The organism is Parerythrobacter aestuarii (assembly GCF_030140925.1).
Classification (GTDB): domain Bacteria; phylum Pseudomonadota; class Alphaproteobacteria; order Sphingomonadales; family Sphingomonadaceae; genus Parerythrobacter; species Parerythrobacter aestuarii.
Genome location: NZ_JARBWD010000001.1, coordinates 114,134 through 137,797, shown reverse-complemented (window position 1 = coordinate 137,797; position 23,664 = coordinate 114,134). Strand labels below are relative to the sequence as shown.

Sequence of the window (23,664 nt, the reverse complement as noted above, 5' to 3'; positions counted from 1 at the left end):
GCCAGCCCCAAGCTGCAGCAGGCCATGACCTGCTGGTTGATCGTGCGCGCACTATGCGGATTACCGCCACGCTGATGCTGGTGGTCATGGCGGGCGTCTTCATTGCCAGCCACCGCCTGCTCGATCTTCATCCGGCGTGGGGCTACCTTAATGCGTTCGCAGAAGCGGCCATGGTGGGCGGGCTGGCTGACTGGTTCGCAGTCACCGCACTATTCCGCCATCCGCTCGGCATTCCCATCCCGCACACCGCGATCATTCCTTCGAACAAGGATCGGATTGCGGACACGATGGCGCAGTTCCTGCGCAGCAATTTCCTGACGCCCGCTGTTGTCGCGCGTCGTATGCAGGGCATGAATGTCGCCCGCGGCGTTGGCGATTACCTTGTCGCTCCCAGCGACGACAATCGCTCGCGCATCACCGGCGGCGCGGCCGAGCTGATGGCCGAAGTGCTTGAATCGCTCGATCCCGACCGACTGGGTAACCAGGTTCGCCAAGGGCTGGCGGGCCAGTTCGCCAAGATCGATGTCTCGCCGCTGGCGGGGCGGATGCTCGAAGGCGCGATTGCCGACAAGCGCCACATGCCGCTGATGGATGGCTTCATCCGCTGGGCGGGGCTGACGCTGGAGGACAATGAAGAAACCGTCCGTGAGATAATCCATGATCGCGCCAATGCCGTGCTGCGCTGGACCGGGCTGGACGAGCGCATTTCATCCTCGGTGCTCGACGGGCTCTATCGCTTGCTGGCCGAAGTGCTGGTCGATCCCGAGCACCCGCTGCGCAGCAAGATCGAGGAAGGTCTGGAGAAGCTCGCCAGCGATCTCAAGAACGACCCGGCCACGCGCGAAAAGGTGGAAGAGATCAAACGCGACCTGCTGGAGAACCCGGCGGTGGCGGAATGGTGGATGGGTGTGTGGGAACGCATCCGCCGCTCGCTGATCCGCCGTGCGCGCGAGCCCGACAATGTGCTGGGCGAAGAAATGCGCAAGGGCCTCGCCGAACTGGGCAAGGCGCTGCAGCAGGACGAGCGGCTGCAGCACCAGATCAACCGCTTCGCCCGCCGCACCGCCGTCGGCATTGCCACCCGCTATGGCGACGAGATCGTCCGGCTGGTGTCGGAAACGGTCAAGCGCTGGGATGCCACCACCGTTACCGACCGTATCGAAGGCGCGGTCGGCCGCGACCTCCAGTTCATCCGCATCAATGGGACGCTAGTGGGTGGGCTGGTAGGTCTGGCGATTCACGCGGTGGTGGAGCTGAGCTGAACGCAAGAAGGCCCGGAATTGCTCCCGGGCCTCTTTGTTCAACTTGCCACCTGGATCAAAGCTTGCCGGTCAGCTCCGGCACGGCCTTGAACAGGTCCGCAACCAGGCCGATGTCCGCGACCTGGAAGATCGGGGCGTCTTCGTCCTTGTTGATGGCGATGATGGTCTTCGAATCCTTCATGCCGGCAAGGTGCTGGATCGCGCCCGAGATACCGATGGCGATGTAGACTTCCGGGGCGACGATCTTGCCAGTCTGGCCGACCTGGTAGTCGTTCGGCACGTAACCCGCATCGACTGCAGCACGCGACGCACCGATGCCCGCGCCGAGCTTGTCGGCGAGCGGGGTGATGGTGGCTTCGAAGGTTTCGCTGTCCTTCAGCGCCCGCCCGCCGGAAACGATGACCTTGGCGCTGGTCAGTTCCGGGCGCTCGCTCTTGGCGATTTCGCTGCTGACAAAGGTCGACAGACCGGCGTCGCCAGTGCTGGCAACGGCTTCGACCGTGCCAGAACCGCCTTCAGCCGCGGCCTTGTCGAAGGCTGTGCCACGCACAGTGATGACGAGCTTGGCATCCGAGCTTTCGACGGTGGCTATGGCGTTACCGGCGTAGATCGGACGGGTGAAGGTCTTCTCGCCTTCGACTGAGAGAATGTCCGAAATCTGCATCACATCGAGCAGCGCAGCGACACGCGGAGCGACGTTCTTGCCGGTGGTGGTGGCGGGCGCGACGAAAGCATCGTGGCTGTCCATCAGGCCCGCCACCAGAGGCGCGACGTTTTCGGCGAGCGCGTGCTCGTAGGCAGCGTCGTCGGCCAGGTGGACCTTGCCCACGCCGGCGATCTTGGCGGCGGCGTCAGCCACACCGGCGCAGCCCGAGCCAGCGACAAGCAGGTGGACTTCACCCAGCTTCGAAGCGGCAGTCACGGCGGCGAGGGTCGCATCCTTGACGGAAGCGTTATCGTGTTCGACCCAAACGAGAGTTTTCATATCTGAAATCCTTTTGTCCTGTCGGCCCGCTTACGCGATGCCGAGGGCCTTGATCTTGGCGACGAGCGCATCGACGTCTTCCACCTTCTCACCGGCCTGGCGCACAGGCGGTTCGGAGACATTGGTGGTGGTGAGGCGCGGGGTGATATCCACGCCGTAGTCACCCGGCGTCTTGGTATCGAGCGGCTTCTTCTTCGCCTTCATGATGTTGGGCAGCGAAGCGTAGCGCGGCTCGTTCAAGCGCAGGTCGGTGGTGATGATGGCCGGCAGCGAGAGCTTGACGGTTTCGAGACCGCCATCGATTTCGCGCTTCACGACCACGCTGTCGCCGTCGACTTCGACGGTGTTGGCGAAGGTGCCTTGCGGGCGGCCCATCAGGGCGGCGAGCATCTGGCCGGTCTGGTTGCTGTCGTCCGAAATCGACTGCTTGCCGAGCATTACAATGCCCGGGCCTTCTTCATCGGCGATGGCCTTGAGGATCTTGGCGACGGCGAGCGGCTCTACATCGACGCCGTCTTCGACTTCGACGAGGATCGCGCGGTCGGCACCCATGGCCAGCGCAGTGCGCAGCGTTTCCTGCGCCTTGGCCGGGCCGACCGACACGGCGATGATTTCTTCCGCCTTGCCCGCTTCCTTGATGCGGATCGCTTCTTCGACCGCGATCTCGTCAAACGGGTTCATGCTCATCTTGACGTTGGCCAGGTCCACGCCTGAGCCATCCGCCTTGACGCGCGGCTTCACGTTGTAGTCGATCACCCGTTTGACGGGCACGAGGATTTTCATGGGAGTTCCTTCCTCTCAAAGAATCACGAACGGCAATCTTGGTGTCGCCCTAGCTTGCGTTTACGTAAACGTCAAGCGAGCCGGGACCAGTACTCGAACCGTTTCCTTCCCCCTTCACCTGCGTCGCGCCGAGGTCAAGACTCGCTTTTTTGGTGAGTGTGCTGCATCTTCGGGTGAGACGTCTGACAGAGGGTCTCACCATGCATAAGCTGCATCGCTTGCTTTATCTTTCCGCGTTTCTGGCATTCCCGCTTGCAGCGCAGGAAACCCGCGTGGGTGAAGAAGGCTTCGAATCGCCGCCTGCGACCATTGCCGACGCCGAATGGCTGGTTGGGCAATGGAGCGGCGAAGGCATCGGCGGGGCCGAAGCGCACGAAAGCTGGCTGGCACCATCCGGCGATACCATGGTCGGCACCTTCGTGCAGGAGACCGAAGACGGCGGCATCATGTTCACCGAGCATATGTACCTGATGGAGCTCGACGGCAGCCTCGCGGTGAAGCTCAAGCATTTCAATCCTGACTTGACCGGCTGGGAAGACAAGGAAGGCGTGGTCACCTTCCGCCTGCTCGCGGTCGAGCCCTGCGCGCTCTATTTCCAGGCGCTGACCTATCGCTGTGTCGATCCAGGGGCGGGCCCTGCCAGCGGGCTGATCGTCGCCGTTAGGATGAAATCAGGAGAAGAGTTGCGCTTCAATTTCTATTCCGCCCGCTCACGTCGACTTGCTGACAAGCCTTGCGCGGATGCAGTTGGAGATCGCGCCATCGATTCGTGCATGGCGCAACGATTTTCCAGTATCGATGACCTTCGGCAGACGTACCTCGATGCGGCGATTAGCCGATACGCGGACAATCCCGAATTGTTGCAATCGATCGCGCTCGGCGAAAAGCAATTCGTTACCTACCGCACTGCGGAATGTGCGGCTCAGTCTGCCCGGTTCGGTCGAGGATCGTTGGGGGCAATGATAGAGACAGCCTGTCGCATCCAGATGACGCAGGAAAGAATCCGGGTGATCTGGGGCAACTGGCTCATTCCTACGCCTGCCTTTGACTCGGGCTTACCCAAGCCTGACCCGGCCCAATAGACGTTCGAAGAATCGTCCGGGCCTGACCGCCGATGCGCAGCGCAATCAGGCCGCCTGCTTGACCTCGGCAACGATCTTGCGCGCGGCGTCGCCGAGATCGTCGGCGGGGACGATCGGCAGGCCCGAATTGGCGAGGATTTCCTTGCCCTTTTCGACATTGGTGCCTTCGAGGCGGACGACCAGCGGCACGCTGAGGTCGACTTCCCTGGCGGCAATCACAATGCCTTCCGCAATCGTGTCGCAGCGCATGATCCCGCCGAAGATATTGACGAGGATCCCCTCGACCGCCGGATCCTTGAGGATGATCTTGAACGCCGCCGTCACCTTCTCGGTGGTGGCACCGCCGCCGACGTCGAGGAAGTTCGCCGGGAAGGCGCCATTGAGCTTGATGATATCCATCGTCGCCATGGCGAGGCCCGCACCATTGACCATGCAGCCGATGTTGCCGTCGAGCTTGATGTACGCGAGGTCGTATTCGCTGGCTTCGACTTCGGCCGGGTCTTCCTCGGTGATGTCACGCAGCGCTTCCACGTCCTTGTGACGGAACATCGCGTTGCCATCGAAGCTCATCTTGGTGTCGAGCACCAGCAAATTGCCGTCCTCGGTCTCGACCAGCGGGTTGATCTCCAGCATCTCGCAATCGAGATCCATGAAGGCGGTGTAGAGCTGCTTCGCCAGCTTCTGTGCCTGCTTGTTGAGATCGCCGGTCAGCTTAAGGGCGAAGGCAGCGGCACGACCATGGTGCGGCATGAAGCCCTGCGCCGGATCGATGGTGATGGTCGTGATCTTCTCAGGCGTGGAATGCGCAACTTCCTCGATATCCATCCCGCCTTCGGTCGAGACGATCATGGCGACGCGGCCCGAGGCACGATCGACCAGCATCGACAGGTAGTATTCCTTGGCGATGTCGACCCCGTCGGTGACATAGAGGCGGTTGACCTGCTTGCCTTCCTCGCCGGTCTGGATCGTCACCAGCGTGTTGCCGAGCATCTCGCGAGCATTGGCTTCCACTTCCTCAATGCTCTTCGACAGGCGCACACCGCCCTTGCCGTCGGGGCCGAGTTCCTTGAACTTGCCCTTGCCGCGACCACCGGCGTGGATCTGCGCTTTCACGACGTAAAGCGGGCCGGGCAGCTTCTTTGCGCCTTCGACGGCTTCTTCGACAGTCAGCGCGGCGTGGCCGGCGGGAACGCCGATGCCGTACTTCGCCAGCAGTTCCTTAGCCTGGTATTCGTGGATGTTCATGGAAGATGCGTCCTGTGGATCGTGAATCTGAGGAATATGTGCCCGCGCGCCTAAGCATGGATCGGCGCGCTTGAAAAGTGGCCATTCCGATAGCAATGCTCCTCACTAGCAAATGATCGACCATGCCCGCCTCCAGGAAATCGTCCGCGAAGCCGGTGCCATTGCACACGCTGCATGGCCGGGGGCGGGGCATGCGCTGGAGAGTTGGGAGAAGAAACCGGGCGATCCGGTCAGCGCCGCCGATATGGCAGTCGATAGTTTTCTCAAGCGCGAACTGTTGGCGCTGTTGCCGTCGGCTGGCTGGTTGTCGGAAGAAACTGCCGATGCGCCCGGGCGGCTCGACAACCGCCTGATCTGGCTGGTCGATCCGATCGACGGGACCCGCGATTTCATTCGCGGGCGCACCGGCTGGGCGGTCTCGGTCGCGCTCATCAGCGAAGGGCGACCGCTGATCGGCTTGCTTAGCGCCCCTGCGCGGGGAGAGGAATGGGTCGGCATTGCCGGGCAGGGAGCCGAACGAAACGGCGTGGTGCTCAAGGCCTCGCGGCGGGCCGAGTTTCCCGGCGCGCGTGTGCCGGCCGATTCGCTGATGAAGGAGGACCGGGTGCTGCAGACAGTCGACAAGCCCAACGGTATCGCCTTGCGGGTCGCCATGGTGGCTGCCGACGAGGCCGATCTCGTCGCCACGCTGCGCTGGGGCTATGAATGGGACATCGGTGCCGCCGCGCTGATCGCGCGCGAGGCAGGAGCGGCGATCAGTGACGCCTTTGGCAAGCCGTTGGCCTATAACAAGCGCGATCCGCGCGCCTTCGGCCTGCTGGTTTCAGCCCCTGCCATCCATGGTGACGCAGTCAATCACCTTGCCGCACGTGCGGCTTCGATCACCGCCGGACAGCGGCGCGAAGTAAGCTGAAACGCAAAGAGGCCGGCATTGCTGCCGACCTCTCGCATGCTGTCCTGACAGCAAGCTCGCCTAGTCAATCATTGCCCCTGTGCAGCCTGTACATCTTCCTGGCTGATCGGGATGATCTTGATTTCGACGCGGCGGTTGAGCGGCTCGGCCACGTTGTCGCCGGTCTTCACCCGCAGGTACTCATAGCGTTCGCCAAAGCCTTGCGTGGCAAGGCGCGAGCGGGCGACACCGCGGGCTGCAAGATAGTCGGCCACGGCCTGGGCGCGCTGCTCCGACAGCCGCTGGTTCAACTCGGCAGAACCGGTGGTATCCGTGAAGCCATAGACGTCGACCAAGCTGTTGGGGTATTTGATCAAGCTCTCTGCCACTGCATCAAGCGTAGGATAGAAACCCGGGTTGATACTGGCCGAACCGCTGGCAAAGGTCACACCATCGGGCAGGCGGACGAGAATCGCGTCCTGGTCGCCCACTTCCTCGACATCGACGCCGCTACCGGCGGTCTGCTCGTCGAGTTCCTTGATCTGGTTGTCGAACTGCTTGCCGATCACTGCACCAGCCGTGCCGCCGACACCGGCACCGATAATGCGGGCAGTGCGGCCGCCCACGACATCGCCGAGCAGGTAGCCTAGCGTGCCGCCAAGGACTGCACCGATGCCGGTGCGCGAAACCTTGCGTTCGCCGGTGTTGGGGTCGGTCACACAGGCTGACATGCTCACCAGCGATACCGCTGCTACCGATGACAGGAAAATGCGTGAATTCTTCATTGTAATCCCTCTCTATTCTCGCGGCAGCCCCCGCGTGGGATACGTAAGCGCTGAAAGAGGCGCTTTCATGGCTAATAAACCCTTGCCGTCGCAGCACGTTCCGAAACTGTGGTCGGCCACGGCACAAGGCTGGCACAGGTGCCAATTTGTGCTAGCGCGGAATGGCTGTGACACCCTTTCCCTGGCCTGACTTGCTCATAATCGCCGCGTTAATACTCTTGAACGGAGTTTTCGCGATGTCTGAACTCGCCATCGTCTCGGCCAAGCCGGCGCGGCTGAAAGCCAAGGCGGAAAAAGGCAGCGGCGGTGCCAAGGCGGCGCTGGAGCTCGCTGCGCATCCGGGTAAATTCCTGTCAACGGTCCAGATCGGTATCACGCTCGTCGGCATTATTGCCGGGGCCTATTCGGGTGCCAGCCTTGGCGGGCCAGTGGGTGAGCGATTGCAGGCGCTGTTCGAGCTTTCGCCCCAGCTCGCCGGGCAGCTCGGCTTCGGCGTGGTCATCGCACTGACGACCTATTTCAGCTTGGTGGTCGGGGAACTCGTGCCCAAGCAGCTGGCCTTGCGTGCAGCGGGGCCGATCGCCGTGGTGATGTCGCGTCCGATGCAATGGCTGGCGCGGGTCGCCGCGCCGGTGGTGTGGGTGCTCGATACCTCCTCGGGCGCGATCGTGCGACTGTTCGGCGTGCGCCCCGGCGGGCATTCCTCGGTCACCGCGGAAGAGCTGCAGATGCTGTTTGCAGATGCCACCCATTCCGGTGTGATCGAAGAAGAGCAAAGCGCGATCCTTACCGGCGTCGTGCGGCTTGCCGAGCGGCCGGTGCGCGAGGTCATGACTCCGCGCACCGACATGGACTGGGTTGATCTTGGCGCGACACAGGAAGAGATTTCCGCGGCCATCGCCGCCAGCCCGCATTCGCTGCTGCCGGTGGCCGATGGCTCGCCCGACAAGGTAATGGGCGTGGTCAAGGTGCGTGAAGTGCTGGCAGCGCAGGTGGTTGGCGAACCTGTCATGCTGGAAAAGCTGATGAAGAAGGCCGAGGTCATCCCTGACCAGCTCGACGCAATGGATGCGCTGCGGGTGCTGCAACAGGCCGAGATCGCCATGGCCATGGTGCATGACGAGTATGGCCACTTGGACGGGATCGTGACCCCGGTCGACCTGCTGACCGCCATGGTCGGCGATTTTGCCAGCGACCAGGACCAGGGCGAGATCCCCGAAGTGATCGAGCGCGAGGACGGCTCGCTGCTGGTTTCTGGCGCGCTCGCAGCGGACGTACTCGCTGACCGGTTGGGACTCGACTACGGCGAAGACCGCGAGTTCGCGACCGTCGCGGGTTACGCGCTGGCGGTGCTCAAGAAGCTGCCCAGCGAAGGCGAACACTTCCACAACCAGGGCTGGCGCTTCGAGATTGTGGACATGGACGGGCGCAAGATCGATAAATTGTTGGTCAGCGAGCAGGCGGAAAAGGACTAAGCAGAGAGGCAGCCCCAAGCGTCCGCGAGTATTTGTTTTCCGCAAGCGCATCCGCGCTCGCGATTTCCTTGCTCAAGGGGCCTGACGGCCCAATCGCTGCGGGCGGGCGGTCGCCCTTGCGGCTAGCTAGTCGCAAGCCGTGCTCCGCCACCAAGCCACAACTCTTGCGATAATCGCGTCGGGACGGGGCCGGCCGAGGCCCCGCAAGGCCGACTGGCCGTCCGCAGGTGCCCGACTGTAAGGAGGAACTGCACCGAGGACGCTCGCACGGATGTGCGAGCGAAACACCAAAATCAGGTCATCCCCGGCTTTCAGCCGGGTATGACCGCCTGCGCCGCCTGCCCGTCTCCTTCGGGGGCGGCGATGATGTCGCGAGTCACGCGGCCCTTGGCGACGGTGTTGGTGTCGGGATCGCCGATCTTAGAACGGATGCCCGGTTCGGCGCTGCCGGCGCGGCTGATGGCGGCGCTTTCGACCGAGCTTCGCGGGGCCGGACCGCCGAACAGTACGTCGAGCGCCTGCTCGGCGGCAGTGCCTTCGGTCGGACGCGGGGCGCCGGGGCTCGGCGGTTCGAGGTTGAAATCGGGCGGCACCACCAGCGGGGCCTGGCGCTGAACTGCGAATTCGTCGGGCCGGTCGCGGTTGAGGAACCCGCCGCCGCCACAAGCGGTCAGGGTCATGCTCGCACATCCGAGCAGGATCAGGCTGGTGGTCTTTTTCATCACTCTCAACTCTCTGCCGGAAGCTCGTCCGGCGTCTCGTCTTTGTCGGCTTTCTTGGCACCCTTGTCGGGCACCAGGAAGGATCGGGCAAGGATAATCAGCACGCCGATGGTAATCGCAGCATCGGCGACGTTAAAGATCAGGAAGGGGCGAAATTCCCCGAAATGCAGGTCGGCATAGTCGATCACATAGCCCCAGGTGTAGCGATCGTAGATATTGCCCAGCGCCCCGCCGAGGATCAGCGACAGGCCGAAGATATCGCCCTTGGCCTTCTCGCGCAGCATCCACACGAATACGACGCCAGCGATCAGCGCAGTGCCCAGCACCAGCCCCCAGCGCATCTCCACGCTTGTGGCTTCGAACATGCCGAGCGAAATGCCGAAGTTGCGGGTCCAGCGCAGGTCGAAAAACGGCAAGATCTCATAGACGCCCGGCGGCTGGTTCAGTTCCAGCTGCACGCGGACGACCCACTTGATGTACTGGTCGACCGCGCAGATCAGCGCGGCGAACCCCAGACCCCACAGGCGCAGCTTCCACAGCTTGTCCATCAGGCGGCGTCCATCCCGGCAACGACATCCTCGCAGCGGTCGCAAAGCGCGCCATCTTCCGCCACATCGGGCAGCAGGCGCCAGCAACGGCCGCATTTGGATTCGCTGGAACGAGTGACTGTCACCCCATCGCTATCGCCGCGCGTGACTGACGCAACGATGAACAGTTCGGCGAGGTCTTCGTCGCTGAAACCTTCAGGCACTTCGGCGGCGGGCACGACCACATCGGCCTCGTTGCTGGAGCGGATGGTCTTTTCGCGCCGCAGCGGCTCGATCGCTTCGTTGACCTTTTCGCGCAGGGCCCTGAGCGCGTCCCAGCGCGCGCCATCAGCGGTCACGCCCGGCACGGCCGGCCATTCGAGCAGATGGACGCTGCCGCCATCGGGATAGCGGGTCAGCCACACCTCCTCCGAAGTATAGACCAGCACCGGCGAGGCATAGCGCACCAGCGCATGGAACAGCAGGTCGAGCACGGTGCGATAGGCGTTGCGCTTGGTACTGTCGGCCCCGTCGCAATAGAGGCTGTCCTTGCGGATATCGAAGAAGAAGGCCGAAAGGTCCTCGTTGCAGAAATCGACCAGCAACCGCGTATAGGTGTTGTAATCGTAGGTCTCGATCGCATGCTTGAGCTTGCCGTCGAGATCGGCCAGCAGCGCCAGCACGTAGCGCTCCAGTTCAGGAATCTCGCCGGCATCGCCCATGTCACCGACAAAGCCGTCGAGAGCGCCGAGCAGATACCGGAAGGTGTTGCGCAAGCGGCGATACTGGTCGGCCACGCCCTTCAGGATCTCGTCGCCGATGCGGTGATCCTCGGTGAAGTCGACCGACAGGGCCCACAGCCGGATGATGTCCGCGCCGTAGGTGTCCATCACCTTGAGCGGATCGACCGTGTTGCCGAGCGACTTCGACTGCTTGCGGCCCGTCGCATCCATGGTGAAGCCGTGGGTCAGGATCTGGTCGTAAGGCGCGCGTCCGCGGGTAGCGCAGCTTTCCAGCAGCGAGGACTGGAACCAGCCGCGATGCTGGTCGCTGCCTTCGAGATAAAGGTCGGCAGGCCAGCGCTGATCCGGCCAGCGGTCCGATTCCAGCGTGAAGACATGGGTGCAGCCCGAATCGAACCACACATCGAGGATGTCCATGACCATGTCATAATCATCGGGGTTGTGATCCGGCCCGAGGAACTCGGCCTTGCGCGCTTCATCCCAGGCATCGACGCCTTCCTCGCGCACGGCGGCCACGACGCGGGCGTTGACCACCGGGTCCTGCAGGTAGCTGCCGTCGGGCCGCACGAACAGCGTGATCGGCACGCCCCAGGCGCGCTGGCGCGAGAGGACCCAGTCGGGGCGGCCTTCGACCATGGAGCGGATGCGGTTGCGGCCCTTCTCGGGGAAGAACTGCACCCGCTCGATCTCGGCCATGGCGCGTTCGCGCAGGGTCGAATGGTCCTTCGCCACGAAGGGCGCGACTGCACCGCCAAGCGGATTGCCTGGCGCGACATCGAAATCGCCCACGTCCAATGGCTTGTCCATCGGCACGAACCATTGCGGAGTGCAGCGATAGATGACCTTGGCCTTCGACCGCCACGAATGCGGGTAGGAGTGCTGGTAATCCTGGCTTGCGCTCAGCAGTGCCCCGGCTTCGCGCAGGTCGGAGCAGATTGGCCCGTCGGGCGCATTGAAACCGGCGTTGATGACCGCGCGGCGGCGCTCGTCCGCCCCACCCAGCCACGGCCAGTCCTCGCGATAGACCCCGCCGTCATCGACCGCGAAGACGGGATTGATGCCATGTGCCTTGCACAGGTCGAAATCGTCCTCGCCATGGTCGGGCGACATATGGACGAGGCCGGTGCCGCTGTCGGTGGTGACGAAGTCGCCCGGCAACAGCGGACGCGGCGTAGCGTAGAACCCGCCGAGATGGTGCATCGGGTGGCGCGCAACGGTTCCGGCGAGGTCGGAGCCTTTGTAGACCCCATCATATTCGACGCTTACGCCATTTTCATCCGCACCCTTCGAAATGCCGGGCAGGCCAAGTCGCGCTGCGAAGCCATCGTAGAGCTCTGAAGCGATAAGAAGTCTGGTCTTGCCACTCGGATGGCCGACGATGTTGAGGTAGACATACTCAACCTCCGGCCCATAGGCCAAAGCCTGGTTCACCGGGATCGTCCAAGGTGTCGTCGTCCAGATCACCGCGTGCGCGCCGACCAGTTCGGGGATCGGCGATTCCGTGATCTCGAACGCCACATCGATCTGCGTCGAGGTGATATCCTCATACTCGACCTCGGCCTCGGCCAGCGCGGTCTTTTCGACCGGGGACCACATCACCGGCTTCGCGCCGCGATAGAGATTGCCCGCTTCGGCGAATTTCATCAGCTCGGAAACGATGGTCGCTTCGGCGTCGAAATCCATGGTGAGGTAGGGATTGTCCCAGTCGCCCTGCACGCCGAGCCGCTTGAACTGCTCGCGCTGCACATCGACCCAATGCTGGGCATAGGCGCGGCATTCGGCGCGGAATTCCTTCGCCGGGACTTCGTCCTTGTTGAGCTTCTTCTTGCGGTACTGTTCCTCGACCTTCCATTCGATCGGCAGGCCGTGGCAGTCCCAGCCGGGCACATAGGGCGCATCCTTGCCGAGCAGGCTCTGGCTGCGCACGACCATGTCCTTCAGCACCTTGTTGAGCGCGTGGCCGATATGGATCTCGCCATTGGCGTAGGGCGGGCCGTCGTGGAAGATGAACTTCTCTTTGCCCGCACGGTTGGCGCGCAGCTGCCCGTAGAGGTCTTCTTCCTGCCACTTCGCCAGGATGGCCGGCTCCTTCTGCGGAAGGCCGGCTTTCATGGGAAAATCGGTCTTCGGCAGGAAGACCGTGTCGCGGTAGTCGCGTTCGGAAGGATTGGCGTCAGACATAGGAGTGCGCCGTTAGGGCAATTGTGCGCCGCGATAAAGCCTCTCTTGGAGACCGCTTCACTTCGACAACAAACTTGCCGTCACCCCTGCGCAGGCAGGGGCCCATATGTCGTGGCTTTCATCGAGAGGGTGGCAGCCGATCGCCACGCGCCCTGTCATCGGCTGCAACACGCACAACAGGCGTAACCTAGGCCCCTGCCTGCGCAGGGGCGACGCATTAGTCTTGGTCCGCCCGCCGCCGCTCAAGCGTATCCTGCGCCGCGCGCAGCTGTGGGTCCTGCCGATCATCGAGCCGTGGGAATCGTGCCGGGATCACGTTCCAGCCGTCCTCGACCCAGATCCAGCCGTTGAAGCTGTCCGGGATTTCGCCGAGCTGCTCGGGCAGGGTCAGGCCGGTGGCGGCATTGTCGGCATAGGGCCCCATCACGATCACTTGCCCGCCATGCTCTTCCATCCGCGCGATCAGCCGGTTGGGCCAGCCCCAGAACGCCCATTGGTAATTGAGCGGGATGATCATCGTCCCGCCCTTGCAGCTGTCGGGCAGAAGGCCGGTCCAGCCGGTGAGGACATAATCCTTGCTGCAGGCACGCGCTTCCGCAGTCGCAAAGGCCCAGGCCTCTGGCACCAGCTCGCGGATCCGGGCGACGGGTTCGGGCGCGCCGTAGAAGCCGTCGCCCGAAGTCGCCGGATCGCGTCCGGCCTTGCGCAGTTTCGCCACCAGCAGGTCGGCTTCCCCGGCATCGCCGCTTTTGAAGTTGTAGATCAGCTTCTTGCGCTCGATCGCTTCGATTGCCTCCGCCAGCGCCGGGATTGCGCCGACAGCTTGCCCGCGAAACGGATAGGTTTTGCCTCCGTCGGCGGTGTAGCCATGCCCGGCATCAAGCGCCTTGAGCTGTTCCATGGTCAGCTCGCGGACATCGCCGCTACCATTGGTGCGGCAATCGACGGTCCAGTCGTGGAAGACCGCGATCTCGCCATCTTTCGTGGGCGCAATGTCGACTTCGACCATGCTTGCGCCCAACCGCGCGGCGCGGCGGATCGAGCGGGTGGTGTTCTCGAGATAGTCGTGCTGCGGCTGCTCGATCCGGTCGGCGGTGCAGGTATCACGGCCGACACCCTCGTGATCGTACAGCTGGTAAAGCCCGCGATGGGCGATGAGCTTGGGATTGCCCACCGGAACAGGCGCAAGCCAGCTAGCATTGACGACTGTCAGGGTGAGGAAAGCGACCGCGAGCAGGGTTGCCGCGATCAGGAGCCATCGTTTCATCCCAGCAGCTCGCGCGCCTTCGCGCAGTCGCGTTCCATTTGCTCGGTCAGCGCGTCGAGGCTGTCGAACCTGGCCTCAGGGCGGAGGAAATGGTGGAAGGCGACTTCGATTTCCTGCCCGTAGAGGTCACCCGAAAAATCGAAAAAATAGGGTTCTAGCAGCTCCTTGGGCGGTTCGAACTGCGGGCGCACGCCGATGTTGGCGGCTCCTTTGAGTACTGCGCCGGTGGCAAGGATGCGCCCGGTGACGGCATAGATGCCGTAGCGCGGGCGCAAATAGCTCTCGATGGTGAGGTTGGCAGTGGGATAGCCGATGGTGCGCCCGCGCTTGTCGCCATGCTCGACCACGCCGCGAATGGCGAAAGGGCGAGTCAGCAGCCGAGTGGCAGTCTCAGGGTCGCCTTGGCGCAGGGCTTCGCGGATACGGCTGGAGGAAACCACGCCGTCCTCCTCGACCACGCCGACCACACGGCTCCGCAAGCCCCGTTCGGCACCGAACCCGGCTAGCAGATCGACATTTCCCTTCGCCCCTTGGCCGTAGGTAAAGTCGCCGCCGGTCACTACACCATGCGCGCCGAAGCGGTCGATCAGGATATCGGCGATGAAATCCTCGGCGCTGGTGCTGGCGAGCTCCTTGTCGAAATGGAACACCAGCATCGCGGTCGCCCCGGCGGCAAGGTAAAGCTCCTGCCGCTGCTCCAGCGTCGTGAGGCGGAACGGCGGGGTGTCGGGCCGGAAGAAACGTACCGGATGCGGATCGAAGGTGGCAATGATCGACGGGCGTCCTTCCCTGTGTGCCCACTCAATCGCTTCGCCTGCCACTGCCTGGTGTCCGCGATGGAAGCCATCGAAATTGCCCAAGGCAATGATGGCACCTCGCAGCGGTTCAGGAACGGGGTTTCGATGGTCGAGCCAGCGCATCAGTTGCTGGTAGCTGGCTTGGTCACTTGCGCAAGCGGCTTCATCCCTTCGCGAATGACCCTGATCGCATTGCCGCCCATGGCCGCGCGGATTTCGTCCTCGGTGAAACCCGCGTCCATCAGCGCTTGCGTCACTTGAACCAATTGTGCGGTGTCGAAACGGGTGGTTACGGCCCCGTCGAAGTCGCTTCCGAGCGCCACATGCTCGATCCCGACCAAGTCACGGATATGCTTCATCGCCGCTGCCACCGCCTTGGGATCGGTGCTGCACACCGCGCCTTCCCAATAGCCGACACCGATGATTCCGCCCGTTTTTGCCACGCCCCTGATTTCCTCGTCGGTCAAATTGCGGTTGACCTTGCAGGTCGCCTGCACCCCGCCGTGGCTGGAGACGACCGGCCGCCGCGCCATCGCCAGCACGTCTGCGACGCCCTTGTGGGAGAGGTGGGCGATGTCGACGATCATGCCTTTTTCTTCCATCCGCTCAACAACTTGTTGCCCGAACGGAGTCAGTCCGCCTTTCTTCTCGCCATGCATCGAGCCGCCCAGCTCGTTGTCGAAGAAGTGGGTCAGCCCGGCCATGCGCACATCGTAATCGTAGAGCACATCGAGGTTGGCGAGCTTGCCTTCGAGATTGTGCAGCCCTTCGATACTGAACAGCCCGCCGATCTGGTCGGTGTTGCCACCTTCACGCATGGCCAACAAGTCATCGAGCCCGGCTGGGGAATCGACAAGATAGAACCGCCCGGCAGAATCGGTCTCTGCTTCGACCAGCTTATTCCAGTGCCACTTGGTCCGCTCCAGCAGCGAGCCCCACGTCTTGATCGGCTGCAGTTGCGCAATCACCAACGGAGTGATGTTGTCGCCGTCGGCGCTGTTGCTGTCGTAGTTCTGCCCTGTGGGGGTCTTGGTCACGCTCGAGAAAACCTGCAGCGCGACATTGCCTGCCTTGAGCCTCGGCAAGTCGACATGCCCGCGCGATGCCGGTTCCACCATCGAACGCTTCCACAGCAGCGTGTCCGAATGCAGGTCGACGATTTCCAGCGTGGCATGGAGTGCCTTCGCTTCCTCGCTGACTTCAGGCAGCGGCTTGCCGTCGACCTGGTTCATGCTGCGCTCGAGATAGCCGGGCGCGATGGCGAAGAACGCAACTGCAACGAGCGCGAAGACTAGCGCCGGGATCCAGTAACGCTTCTTCATGCTTGAGCCCTCACATAGGTGACATAGGAAAAGCCCGGGCGGCCTTCGCTCGCGTCATGGTCCTCGCGTGCGGTTTCTGTCCAGCCCTTGCCGGGTGGGTCCATGAAGGTGTCGCCGTCATACTCGGCCAGGACTTCGGTCAGTTCGATCCGTTCGGCTTCCCGCTCGAACAGGCGATAGATCTCTGCCCCGCCAATGATGGCGACGGGGTCGCCACTGGCCAGCTGTAATGCATCGGCGCGCGAACGGGCGACTTCCGCGCCATCCGCCTGCCAGCCTTCGTCACGCGTCAGCACGATGTGGCGGCGACCGGGCAGCGGCGAGGGAAAGCTCTCGAAGGTCTTGCGGCCCATGATCATGGCATGGCCCATGGTCAGCCGCTTGAACCGCTTGAGGTCGTCCGGGATGTGCCAGGGAATTGCGCCGTCCTTGCCGATCACGCCATTGGCGGCACGGGCATAGATCATGAAGGGCTGCGGCAAATCGCCCACGCGTCTATTCCCAGATCAGCTGGGTCGCGTGGCCCATCTTGCGCCCTTCACGGGCCTTGGCCTTGCCGTAGAGATGCAGGTGCGTGGCCGGATCGTCCAGCCAGTGGGTCGCATCGAGCGCATCCTTGCCGACGATATTCGTCATGCAGATGCCCGGCGCGACGGTGCGGGCATCGCCCAGCGGCAGGCCGCACACCGCGCGGATGTGGTTTTCGAACTGGCTGGTGGCAGCGCCTTCGATGGTCCAGTGGCCCGAATTGTGGACCCGCGGGGCCATCTCGTTGAACACCGGGCCGCGCGCTGTGGCGAAGAACTCCAGCGTCAGCACGCCGATGTAATTGAGCGCATCGGCGACTTGCCCCGCCAAGTCGCGCGCTTCTTCCACCTGTCCTTCGACGAAGGCCCCGGCCGGCAGCGTGGAGGTATGCAGCATGCCGCCCTCATGGACATTGGCGGTGCTGTCCCAGACCACCTTGTCGCCTTTGGCCGTGCGGGCGAGGATGACGGAAAATTCGGCGTCGAACTCGACAAAGCCTTCGTAGATGCAAGGGGCATCGGGAAGGGCGATTCCCTCCGCGTCACGCGCAACGTCGATGCGCCACTGGCCCTTGCCGTCATAGCCGTCGCGGCGCGTTTTCAGGATGCCCGGCGTGCCGATCCGCTCCATCGCATCGACAAGGTCGGCGCGCGAATCGATCGGGGCATAGGGTGCCGGGGTGCCACCGAGCCCTTCGACAAAGCGCTTTTCGTTGAGGCGGTCTTGGGCCGTTTCCAGTGCGCGCGGGTGCGGGGCGAGAAGGCTCTCCAGCGGGCCAAGCGGCTCCACCGGCACGTTCTCGAATTCCCAGGTCACCACGTCGCACTTCTGCGCGAAGGCAGCCATGGCCTGGCGGTCGTCCCAACGGTTGACGAAGACATCGTGGCAGACATCGCCGACAACATGATCCTTGTCCGGCGTGAAGGCGATGCAGCGGTAGCCCATTTGTGCGGCAGACATGGCCATCATCCGGCCAAGCTGGCCGCCGCCCAGAATGCCTATCGTTCCCCCCGGCGTGATCATCTTACCGGGGCTTCTCCGCTACTGCCTCGGTGCGCGCGGCGCGCCAGGCTTTCAGCCGATCAGCAATGGCTTCGTCGGATGTAGCGAGAATGCTCGCGGCGAGCAGGCCGGCATTGGTTGCACCCGCTTCGCCAATGGCCAGCGTACCGGTAGGAACCCCGGCGGGCATCTGCACGATCGAGAGCAGGCTATCCATGCCGTTCAGCGCCTTGGACTGCACCGGCACGCCCAGCACCGGCAAATGGGTCATCGCCGCGACCATGCCCGGCAGGTGAGCTGCACCGCCGGCTCCGGCGATAATGACCTTGAAGCCTTCGGCCTCAGCGCCTCTGGCAAAGTCGCTCATCCGGTCGGGCGTGCGATGGGCCGAGACGATCCGCGCATCATAGGCGATTTCGAGCTCGTCCAGCACTCTGGCGGCGCATTCCATGGTCGGCCAGTCGGACTGGCTGCCCATGATGATCGCGATTTTGGCGTCAGCCATTTCAGGCATCCTTCAAATAGTAGCGCTCGCCCGGCTGCATGTTGTCGTCGAATTCGTAGACGATCGGCTGGCCGGTGGGAATCTCGAGCCCGGTAATGTCCTCATCCGAAATGCCGGACAGATGTTTCACCAGTGCGCGTAGCGAATTGCCGTGGGCGGAAATGATCACTGTCTCGCCGCTGGCGAGAACGGGGAGGATATCGCTCTCCCAATAAGGCAGCACGCGCTCAATGGTCAGCTTGAGGCTTTCCGTGCTCGGGATCGGGATCCCGGCATAGCGCGGGTCCTTGCCCAGATCGTAGTCGCTGCCGGCTTCCATCTCCGGCGGCGGCACGTCGAAGCTGCGGCGCCAGATATGCACTTGCTCGTCGCCATGCCGGTCGCGGGTTTCCTGCTTGTCGAGCCCGGTCAGCCCGCCATAGTGCCGCTCGTTGAGTCGCCAGTCTTTGGTTTCCGGGATCCACAGCCGCCCGCAATATTCCAGCGCATAATGCAGCGTCTTGATCGCGCGGGTCTGGTAGGAAGTGAAGGCGACGGTCGGCAACACGCCTTTCTCTTTCAACAGTTCGCCCGCCGCCTTGGCTTCGCTGACGCCTTTTTCGGTCAGGTCGACATCCCACCAGCCGGTGAAGCGGTTTTCTAGGTTCCACTGGCTTTGGCCGTGGCGGACGAGGATGAGAGTAGGCATGTTGGCTCCGTATCCCTTCGGGAGCGCCACGCGTTAGCCGCCCTCGCTTCCCTTGGAAAGCCCGGACTCGCCTGATTCGTTGCCCAATTCGCGCGCTTGAGCCTTCCGCCGACGCAGGTTCTCGCGCAATTTGGCTGCCAGGCGCTCTTCGCGCGACATATTCTTGTGCGGTTCTTCACCCATGGGAAATCCCTTGCCGTTATTGCATTCCAACCTCAAGCACCGCTTGACATTCGGGGCGCTCGCGACAATAGGCCGCGCCTCATTCCGGTACGCTGCTGTAGCTCAGTGGTAGAGCGCACCCTTGGTAAGGGTGAGGCCGGGAGTTCAATCCTCCCCAGCAGCACCAGATTTTTGTCGCACTACCGCTTTGCTGGTTGAGCGCATTCTTCCCGCTTGAAATCGCCACTGTCTTATCCCATTCATACACTATGGATGAGAATGAGGCCGATGACGCCGCGCCAACAGCGCCTGCGATTGTCCCAGCAGCGGATATTTTCGAGGATGAGGATGGCGTCCTGACACGCCTGCATCCCAATCACCAGACGCAGATGCGCGTGGAAGGGAGCATTGCTGCCCTGGTCGTTTCGACTGCCGCGCTGGTTGCCGACGTGGCACTGCCGGTTTGGAACGGTGCGATTGTCATCCCTGTCGTGATTGTCGCGCTCCTGCTGGTGTGGCGCATGCCGCATCGCCGCTTCATCGCGCGGGGATATTCGATCAACGATGACCGGCTGCGTGTCGTGCGGGGCTTGCTGTTCCGCTCCGACACGGTGGTCCCGTTTGGCCGGGTCCAGCATATCGATGTCGATCGCGGCCCGCTGGAGCGATATTTCGGACTGGCGACGCTGACCCTGCATACAGCTGGGTCGCACAATGCCTCGGTGCACCTGCCGGGGCTCGCGCATGACACCGCTTTGGCGATGCGCGAGGAAATTCGCGCTCACATCAAGCGCGAGGTGCTGTGAACGGGGAAGCGGTCATTGCAGCAACGGCGGAAGGCGAGCCCCAGCGCACCGATGTGCTGACCTTTGTCGTGAAGGCAGTGACAGTGCTGCCGCAACTGCTCATCCCGCTGGGCTTCGCATCCTACAGCATCGCCGACGGCGAGTTCGGCGGCGTGGCACTATACCTTGCGCTGCTGGCAGCGGCTGCGCTGGCGCTGATCCTGCTGTCGTCCTTCCTGCAATGGAGCCGCTTCACCTATCGTATTGGCGAAACGGATATACGGGTCGAAAGCGGCCTGCTCTCCCGCGCGGCGCGCTCTGTACCATACGAGCGGATCCAGGACGTCAGCCTGGAACAGAAACTGGTGCCGCGCCTGCTGGGCCTCGTCGAAGTAAAATTTGAAACCGGCGCTGGCGGTAAGGACGAGCTGGCGCTGGCCTACCTTTCCGAGGAGGAGGGGGAAGCCTTGCGCGAGTTGGTGCGCGAACGGCGTGAGGATAGCGATGATGTGCCCGCCAGTCCCGTGCAGGAAACCGAGGATGCGGTGGAAACCACCCCGGCGGCCACGTTGTTCGCCATGGGTCCCAGGCGTCTGTTCACCTTTGGCCTGTTTGAATTCTCGCTGGCTGTGGTCGCCGTTATCGGCGGTCTCGCCCAGCAGTTCGATTTCCTGCTCCCGTTCGACATCTGGGATTGGCGTGAGTGGAGCGGGCTTGTTGCAGTTCCGACGGCGCAGATTGCCGGCTGGGGCTTGGCCGCTCAGATGATCGGCGGCGTACTGGCCGTTCTGTCGTTGCTCGCCGTCGGAATCGTGACTGGCGTTATCCGCACCTTCCTGCGCGACTGGGGGTTCCGGCTGGAGAAGACACCCAAGGGTTTCCGCCGCCGCCGTGGCTTGCTGACCCGGACAGATGTTGTCATGCCGGCCCACCGCGTGCAGGCGTTGATTATGAGCACCGGCATCGTGCGTCGCCGCTTCGGCTGGAACGCGCTCAAGTTCGTAAGCCTCGCTCAGGATTCGGGCTCTTCGAGCCACGTGGTCGCCCCATTTGCGCAGGATGATGAGCTTGCCCCGATTATTCGTGCAGCCGGTTTCGAACCGGCCGGTGAAGATCTCGACTGGCAGCGCGGGTGTACGGCTCATCGCAACCTGTCGATGCTCGTGAACGCCACTATCCTTGGCCTGATGACCTCCTTCGTGCTTGCCCTGACCACGCTCACGGATAACGATGCACTCAGTGGAAAGGCGTGGTTTGCGCTGATCCCCTTTTCGGTCGGGACTTTTCTTGTTCTGCGGGAGTTCTTCGTGTGGCGCTATGCGCGCAATGCGCTCAGCCTGCGGCAGGTTGTTCGCCGTGCGGGCTGGCTTGCGCCATCCACAACCATTGCCAATCGGGTGAAGCTGCAGTCGGTCGAGATCAAGCAAGGCCCGCTGGCCCGGCGTTTCGGCTACGCCTCGCTGCATCTGGGCCTGGCCGGCGGAAGTTATGCCATCGAGGGGATCCCGCTTGACCGGGCAAGGGCTCTGCGAAATGGCATCCTCGGCAGCATTGCCGGCACCGATTTCTCAGAACTCAACCGCTGAGGGCGGCTCAGGCGCGAAGGTCGGCCCAGTCCGGGTTCTCGTCGAATTTCGCAGCGACATAGGAACACTTGGGCTCAATCCTGAAGCCCTGGGCGCGGGCATCGGCCACCAGCCGCTCGACCAGCAATGCCGCTATGCCTTGGCCGCGCAAGGCGCGCGGGACCATTGTGTAAGTCGCGATATGGACATCCTTTGCGCCGGGTCCCTGTTCCCATTCCAGCATAGCGGTATGGGTGTCACCGGGGATATGGGCGACGTATTTTCCGCCCGAACCCTGCACATGGTGCAGGATGCTGATGCCGTCGTTCGCTTTGCTCATCGCCATCCTCCTTCTTGCGCTGGGCTGTGCGCACGCTAGGGGCGTTTGCATGCGTTTTCTGTCCGATAATGCCGCCACCGTCCACCCCAAGGTTTGGGATGCACTGCAGGCGGCCGACGAAGTCGACACGCCTTATGACGGGGATTCGTGGTCGCAGCGGCTCGATACGGCTTTTGGTGAGCTGTTCGGGCGCGAGGTTGCAGTGCTGTGGGTTGCGACCGGTACGGCCGCCAATTGCCTCGCCCTGGCAGGTTTGGTCCAGCCACATGGCGGGGTAGTGTGCCACGAGGAAGCTCACATCGAGATGGACGAGGCCGGTGCGCCGGGTTTCTACCTGCATGGTGCGAAGCTGATGCTGGCACAAGGCGAGGGCGCAAAGCTGACGCCCGACGCCATCCGTGCTGTGGTGGATCCGATCCGCGACGATGTCCACCAGGTCCAGCCGCATGCCATCTCTGTCACTCAGGCTAGCGAATATGGCCGCGCGTACCGTCCTGAAGAACTGCAGGCGATCGGTGCATTGGCGCTGGAGCGCGGTCTTGGTCTGCATGTCGATGGCGCACGGTTTGGCAATGCGGTGGCCTATCTTGGTTGCTCGCCTGCAGAGGCAGTTGGTCCCGCTAAGGCGCTCAGTTTCGGTTGCGTCAAGAACGGGGCAATGAACGCCGAAGCGATCGTGTTCTTCGACCCGGCACTCGCCGACATGGTGCAATACCGCCGCAAGCGCGCCGGGCATTTGCAGAGCAAGGGCCGCTTCCTCGCCGCGCAATTGCTGGCGATGCTGCAGGATGACCTGTGGCTGGAAAATGCCCGCGCGGCTAATGCGGCAGCCCAGGCTATCGTTGCAGAGGCGAGCGAGCGACTGATGCACCCGGTCGAAGCCAATGAGGTCTTCATGCGGCTGACTGCCGATGAGCGTGAGGCACTGCGCAGGCAGGGCTTCGAGTTCTACGACTGGGGCGCTGATGCCGCGCGCTTTGTCGCCGCTTGGGACAGCGACCAGTCCGCCGCCCGCGCGCTGGGCCGGGCTATTGCCAGCCTGTGAGCGCAACTGAAGCCAACATGCTGAACTGGCGCGTTGTCCTCCCGTTCCTGCTGACTGGGACGATCTGGGGTTCGACCTGGTTCGTCATCACCGGCCAGATCGACGGAGTGCCCGCTGCGTGGTCGGTGTTCTATCGCTTTGCGCTGGCGACCCCGGCCCTTTTCATCGTTGCATTACTGATGAAGCGGCGGCTGCGGCTTGCCGCGGCGGAGCAGAAACTGGCGATGATTGTCGGCCTGTTCCAGTTCAGCGGTAACTTCCTGTTCGTCTATCACTCCGAACTCTACGTCACCTCGGGCATTGTCGCGATGATGTTCGGGCTGCTGATGGTACCGAATGCGTTGCTTGGGAGGATATTCCTGGGCGAGCGCCAGCAAGGCGGCTTCTGGCTGGGCAGCGCTGTGGCGATTATCGGGGTGTCCTTGCTGCTGCTGCACGAATGGCGCGCCAACCCCGATGCCGGTGTGGTCGGCGGCAATGTCGCGCTTGGCATCGTGTTGGCCATGCTGGGCATCCTCGCTGCGTCGGTTGCCAATGTGATCCAGGCCAACCCGGTCGGTCGCGGAGTACCGATGGTCAGCCTGCTGGCGTGGGCGATGCTCTATGGCACGCTGTTCGATTTCGGTTTTGCGCTCTTGACTACGGGGGCACCGCCGATTCCGACAGCGATCGAATACTGGTCAGGTATCGTCTATCTTGCACTAGTCGGATCTGTCGTCACATTCCCGTTGCACTACAACCTGGTGCGCGAGATTGGGGCCGGGCGGACCGCCTACAACTCGATCCTGACCATCTCGGTGGCGATGTTCATATCGACACTTTTCGAAGACTATGCCTGGACCTTGCTGACGCTTGGCGGGATGGCATTGGCGGTGGTCGGGATGGTGCTGGCGCTCCGCTCAAAGCAGAGACCCTCATCCGACTCCGGCTAAGCTCCTGCGTCGCCAAGCCTCCGTATCCTTCTCCCATCGGGAGA

At 63.0% G+C, this 23,664-nt stretch carries 24 protein-coding genes and 1 tRNA gene; 9 read left to right on the top strand and 16 right to left on the bottom strand.

Annotated features, from left to right (window positions below):
• Positions 1–53 precede the first annotated feature (53 nt).
• Complete coding sequence (locus tag QPW08_RS00725) at positions 54–1,262, top strand: DUF445 domain-containing protein (protein ID WP_284126263.1); 1,209 nt, start codon at positions 54–56, stop codon at positions 1,260–1,262.
• A gap of 55 nt (positions 1,263–1,317) precedes the next feature.
• Here the strand turns inward: QPW08_RS00725 and QPW08_RS00720 are convergent, their stop codons facing one another.
• Entirely contained in the window at positions 1,318–2,247 is a 930-nt protein-coding gene (locus QPW08_RS00720) for an electron transfer flavoprotein subunit alpha/FixB family protein (protein ID WP_284123808.1), read from the bottom strand.
• Positions 2,248–2,277: 30 nt separating this feature from the next.
• Positions 2,278–3,030 carry an electron transfer flavoprotein subunit beta/FixA family protein gene (locus QPW08_RS00715; RefSeq protein ID WP_284123807.1) on the bottom strand — a complete coding sequence of 251 codons (753 nt, stop codon included), beginning with the start codon at positions 3,028–3,030 and terminating at the stop codon, positions 2,278–2,280.
• 200 nt (positions 3,031–3,230) lie between these two features.
• Between QPW08_RS00715 and QPW08_RS00710 the strand changes: the two genes are divergently transcribed.
• Entirely contained in the window at positions 3,231–4,112 is an 882-nt protein-coding gene (locus QPW08_RS00710) for a DUF6265 family protein (RefSeq protein ID WP_284123806.1), read from the top strand.
• Positions 4,113–4,157: 45 nt separating this feature from the next.
• On the opposite strand, the gene sucC is transcribed toward QPW08_RS00710, so the two are convergent.
• Complete coding sequence (sucC, locus tag QPW08_RS00705) at positions 4,158–5,357, bottom strand: ADP-forming succinate--CoA ligase subunit beta (protein ID WP_284123805.1); 1,200 nt, start codon at positions 5,355–5,357, stop codon at positions 4,158–4,160.
• 112 nt (positions 5,358–5,469) lie between these two features.
• Here sucC and QPW08_RS00700 point away from each other — a divergent pair, with 112 nt between their 5' ends.
• Complete coding sequence (locus tag QPW08_RS00700; protein WP_284123804.1) at positions 5,470–6,270, top strand: 3'(2'),5'-bisphosphate nucleotidase CysQ; 801 nt, start codon at positions 5,470–5,472, stop codon at positions 6,268–6,270.
• 68 nt (positions 6,271–6,338) lie between these two features.
• On the opposite strand, the gene QPW08_RS00695 is transcribed toward QPW08_RS00700, so the two are convergent.
• The gene (locus QPW08_RS00695; protein ID WP_284123803.1) at positions 6,339–7,034 is read right to left on the bottom strand and encodes an OmpA family protein; all 696 of its coding nucleotides are present in this window, start codon (positions 7,032–7,034) and stop codon (positions 6,339–6,341) included.
• A gap of 167 nt (positions 7,035–7,201) precedes the next feature.
• Here QPW08_RS00695 and QPW08_RS00690 point away from each other — a divergent pair, with 167 nt between their 5' ends.
• A complete protein-coding gene (locus QPW08_RS00690; RefSeq protein WP_284126262.1) occupies positions 7,202–8,509 on the top strand; it encodes a hemolysin family protein in 1,308 nt (435 codons plus the stop codon).
• Positions 8,510–8,820: 311 nt separating this feature from the next.
• Here the strand turns inward: QPW08_RS00690 and QPW08_RS00685 are convergent, their stop codons facing one another.
• From QPW08_RS00685 to QPW08_RS00635, 11 genes are all read right to left on the bottom strand, one after another.
• Positions 8,821–9,231, bottom strand: a complete 411-nt coding sequence (locus tag QPW08_RS00685; protein ID WP_284123802.1) for a DUF3035 domain-containing protein — start codon at positions 9,229–9,231, stop codon at positions 8,821–8,823.
• A 5-nt stretch (positions 9,232–9,236) separates the two neighbouring features.
• Complete coding sequence (gene lspA, locus QPW08_RS00680) at positions 9,237–9,779, bottom strand: signal peptidase II (protein ID WP_284123801.1); 543 nt, start codon at positions 9,777–9,779, stop codon at positions 9,237–9,239.
• Positions 9,779–12,682: an isoleucine--tRNA ligase gene (gene ileS, locus QPW08_RS00675; RefSeq protein ID WP_284123800.1), complete on the bottom strand. Its 2,904-nt coding sequence runs from the start codon at positions 12,680–12,682 to the stop codon at positions 9,779–9,781. Before ileS ends, lspA begins: the two co-directional genes overlap by 1 nt.
• Before the next feature lie 217 nt (positions 12,683–12,899).
• The gene (locus QPW08_RS00670) at positions 12,900–13,949 is read right to left on the bottom strand and encodes a glycerophosphodiester phosphodiesterase family protein (RefSeq protein WP_284123799.1); all 1,050 of its coding nucleotides are present in this window, start codon (positions 13,947–13,949) and stop codon (positions 12,900–12,902) included.
• On the bottom strand, positions 13,946–14,869 hold the full coding sequence (locus tag QPW08_RS00665) for a bifunctional riboflavin kinase/FAD synthetase (RefSeq protein ID WP_284123798.1): 924 nt from the start codon (positions 14,867–14,869) through the stop codon (positions 13,946–13,948). The genes QPW08_RS00670 and QPW08_RS00665 overlap by 4 nt, the downstream gene beginning before the upstream one ends.
• Positions 14,869–16,068 (bottom strand): dipeptidase, encoded by a 1,200-nt coding sequence (locus QPW08_RS00660; protein WP_284123797.1) that lies wholly within the window; start codon positions 16,066–16,068, stop codon positions 14,869–14,871. Before QPW08_RS00660 ends, QPW08_RS00665 begins: the two co-directional genes overlap by 1 nt.
• Positions 16,065–16,535, bottom strand: coding sequence for a dihydrofolate reductase (locus tag QPW08_RS00655; protein ID WP_284126261.1), 471 nt, complete (start codon positions 16,533–16,535; stop codon positions 16,065–16,067). Before QPW08_RS00655 ends, QPW08_RS00660 begins: the two co-directional genes overlap by 4 nt.
• Before the next feature lie 28 nt (positions 16,536–16,563).
• Positions 16,564–17,619: a 5-(carboxyamino)imidazole ribonucleotide synthase gene (locus tag QPW08_RS00650; protein WP_284123796.1), complete on the bottom strand. Its 1,056-nt coding sequence runs from the start codon at positions 17,617–17,619 to the stop codon at positions 16,564–16,566.
• A 1-nt stretch (position 17,620) separates the two neighbouring features.
• Positions 17,621–18,103 carry a 5-(carboxyamino)imidazole ribonucleotide mutase gene (gene purE / locus QPW08_RS00645; RefSeq protein ID WP_284123795.1) on the bottom strand — a complete coding sequence of 161 codons (483 nt, stop codon included), beginning with the start codon at positions 18,101–18,103 and terminating at the stop codon, positions 17,621–17,623.
• Position 18,104: 1 nt separating this feature from the next.
• Entirely contained in the window at positions 18,105–18,791 is a 687-nt protein-coding gene (gpmA, locus tag QPW08_RS00640) for a 2,3-diphosphoglycerate-dependent phosphoglycerate mutase (protein WP_284123794.1), read from the bottom strand.
• A 33-nt stretch (positions 18,792–18,824) separates the two neighbouring features.
• Positions 18,825–18,974 (bottom strand): hypothetical protein, encoded by a 150-nt coding sequence (locus tag QPW08_RS00635; protein WP_284123793.1) that lies wholly within the window; start codon positions 18,972–18,974, stop codon positions 18,825–18,827.
• A gap of 91 nt (positions 18,975–19,065) precedes the next feature.
• On the opposite strand from QPW08_RS00635, the gene QPW08_RS00630 reads away from it, so the two are divergent.
• From QPW08_RS00630 to QPW08_RS00620, 3 genes are all read left to right on the top strand, one after another.
• Positions 19,066–19,140 (top strand) — tRNA-Thr (locus QPW08_RS00630).
• An 82-nt stretch (positions 19,141–19,222) separates the two neighbouring features.
• Positions 19,223–19,759 (top strand): PH domain-containing protein, encoded by a 537-nt coding sequence (locus QPW08_RS00625; RefSeq protein ID WP_284123792.1) that lies wholly within the window; start codon positions 19,223–19,225, stop codon positions 19,757–19,759.
• Positions 19,756–21,324 (top strand): PH domain-containing protein, encoded by a 1,569-nt coding sequence (locus QPW08_RS00620; protein ID WP_284123791.1) that lies wholly within the window; start codon positions 19,756–19,758, stop codon positions 21,322–21,324. Before QPW08_RS00625 ends, QPW08_RS00620 begins: the two co-directional genes overlap by 4 nt.
• Before the next feature lie 7 nt (positions 21,325–21,331).
• Here QPW08_RS00620 and QPW08_RS00615 read toward each other — a convergent pair whose 3' ends face one another.
• Positions 21,332–21,643 carry a GNAT family N-acetyltransferase gene (locus QPW08_RS00615; RefSeq protein WP_284123790.1) on the bottom strand — a complete coding sequence of 104 codons (312 nt, stop codon included), beginning with the start codon at positions 21,641–21,643 and terminating at the stop codon, positions 21,332–21,334.
• A gap of 49 nt (positions 21,644–21,692) precedes the next feature.
• Between QPW08_RS00615 and QPW08_RS00610 the strand changes: the two genes are divergently transcribed.
• Together QPW08_RS00610 and QPW08_RS00605 are read left to right on the top strand one after the other, a co-directional pair.
• Positions 21,693–22,688, top strand: coding sequence for a threonine aldolase family protein (locus tag QPW08_RS00610; RefSeq protein WP_284123789.1), 996 nt, complete (start codon positions 21,693–21,695; stop codon positions 22,686–22,688).
• Positions 22,689–22,705: 17 nt separating this feature from the next.
• Positions 22,706–23,620 carry a DMT family transporter gene (locus tag QPW08_RS00605; RefSeq protein ID WP_407674561.1) on the top strand — a complete coding sequence of 305 codons (915 nt, stop codon included), beginning with the start codon at positions 22,706–22,708 and terminating at the stop codon, positions 23,618–23,620.
• The last annotated feature ends 44 nt before the right edge of the window (positions 23,621–23,664 follow it).

What these genes read in the sequence shown, in the direction of transcription:
- QPW08_RS00725 (WP_284126263.1), top strand. Translation starts at nt 54, where the DNA reads ATGCGGATTACCGCCACGCTGATGCTGGTGGTCATGGCGGGCGTCTTC.
- QPW08_RS00720 (WP_284123808.1), bottom strand. Translation starts at nt 2,247, where the DNA reads ATGAAAACTCTCGTTTGGGTCGAACACGATAACGCTTCCGTCAAGGAT.
- QPW08_RS00715 (WP_284123807.1), bottom strand. Translation starts at nt 3,030, where the DNA reads ATGAAAATCCTCGTGCCCGTCAAACGGGTGATCGACTACAACGTGAAG.
- QPW08_RS00710 (WP_284123806.1), top strand. Translation starts at nt 3,231, where the DNA reads ATGCATAAGCTGCATCGCTTGCTTTATCTTTCCGCGTTTCTGGCATTC.
- sucC (WP_284123805.1), bottom strand. Translation starts at nt 5,357, where the DNA reads ATGAACATCCACGAATACCAGGCTAAGGAACTGCTGGCGAAGTACGGC.
- QPW08_RS00700 (WP_284123804.1), top strand. Translation starts at nt 5,470, where the DNA reads ATGATCGACCATGCCCGCCTCCAGGAAATCGTCCGCGAAGCCGGTGCC.
- QPW08_RS00695 (WP_284123803.1), bottom strand. Translation starts at nt 7,034, where the DNA reads ATGAAGAATTCACGCATTTTCCTGTCATCGGTAGCAGCGGTATCGCTG.
- QPW08_RS00685 (WP_284123802.1), bottom strand. Translation starts at nt 9,231, where the DNA reads ATGAAAAAGACCACCAGCCTGATCCTGCTCGGATGTGCGAGCATGACC.
- lspA (WP_284123801.1), bottom strand. Translation starts at nt 9,779, where the DNA reads ATGGACAAGCTGTGGAAGCTGCGCCTGTGGGGTCTGGGGTTCGCCGCG.
- ileS (WP_284123800.1), bottom strand. Translation starts at nt 12,682, where the DNA reads ATGTCTGACGCCAATCCTTCCGAACGCGACTACCGCGACACGGTCTTC.
- QPW08_RS00670 (WP_284123799.1), bottom strand. Translation starts at nt 13,949, where the DNA reads ATGAAACGATGGCTCCTGATCGCGGCAACCCTGCTCGCGGTCGCTTTC.
- QPW08_RS00665 (WP_284123798.1), bottom strand. Translation starts at nt 14,869, where the DNA reads ATGCGCTGGCTCGACCATCGAAACCCCGTTCCTGAACCGCTGCGAGGT.
- QPW08_RS00660 (WP_284123797.1), bottom strand. Translation starts at nt 16,068, where the DNA reads ATGAAGAAGCGTTACTGGATCCCGGCGCTAGTCTTCGCGCTCGTTGCA.
- QPW08_RS00655 (WP_284126261.1), bottom strand. Translation starts at nt 16,535, where the DNA reads ATGATCTATGCCCGTGCCGCCAATGGCGTGATCGGCAAGGACGGCGCA.
- QPW08_RS00650 (WP_284123796.1), bottom strand. Translation starts at nt 17,619, where the DNA reads ATGATCACGCCGGGGGGAACGATAGGCATTCTGGGCGGCGGCCAGCTT.
- purE (WP_284123795.1), bottom strand. Translation starts at nt 18,103, where the DNA reads ATGGCTGACGCCAAAATCGCGATCATCATGGGCAGCCAGTCCGACTGG.
- gpmA (WP_284123794.1), bottom strand. Translation starts at nt 18,791, where the DNA reads ATGCCTACTCTCATCCTCGTCCGCCACGGCCAAAGCCAGTGGAACCTA.
- QPW08_RS00635 (WP_284123793.1), bottom strand. Translation starts at nt 18,974, where the DNA reads ATGGGTGAAGAACCGCACAAGAATATGTCGCGCGAAGAGCGCCTGGCA.
- QPW08_RS00625 (WP_284123792.1), top strand. Translation starts at nt 19,223, where the DNA reads ATGGATGAGAATGAGGCCGATGACGCCGCGCCAACAGCGCCTGCGATT.
- QPW08_RS00615 (WP_284123790.1), bottom strand. Translation starts at nt 21,643, where the DNA reads ATGAGCAAAGCGAACGACGGCATCAGCATCCTGCACCATGTGCAGGGT.
- QPW08_RS00610 (WP_284123789.1), top strand. Translation starts at nt 21,693, where the DNA reads ATGCGTTTTCTGTCCGATAATGCCGCCACCGTCCACCCCAAGGTTTGG.
- QPW08_RS00605 (WP_407674561.1), top strand. Translation starts at nt 22,706, where the DNA reads ATGCTGAACTGGCGCGTTGTCCTCCCGTTCCTGCTGACTGGGACGATC.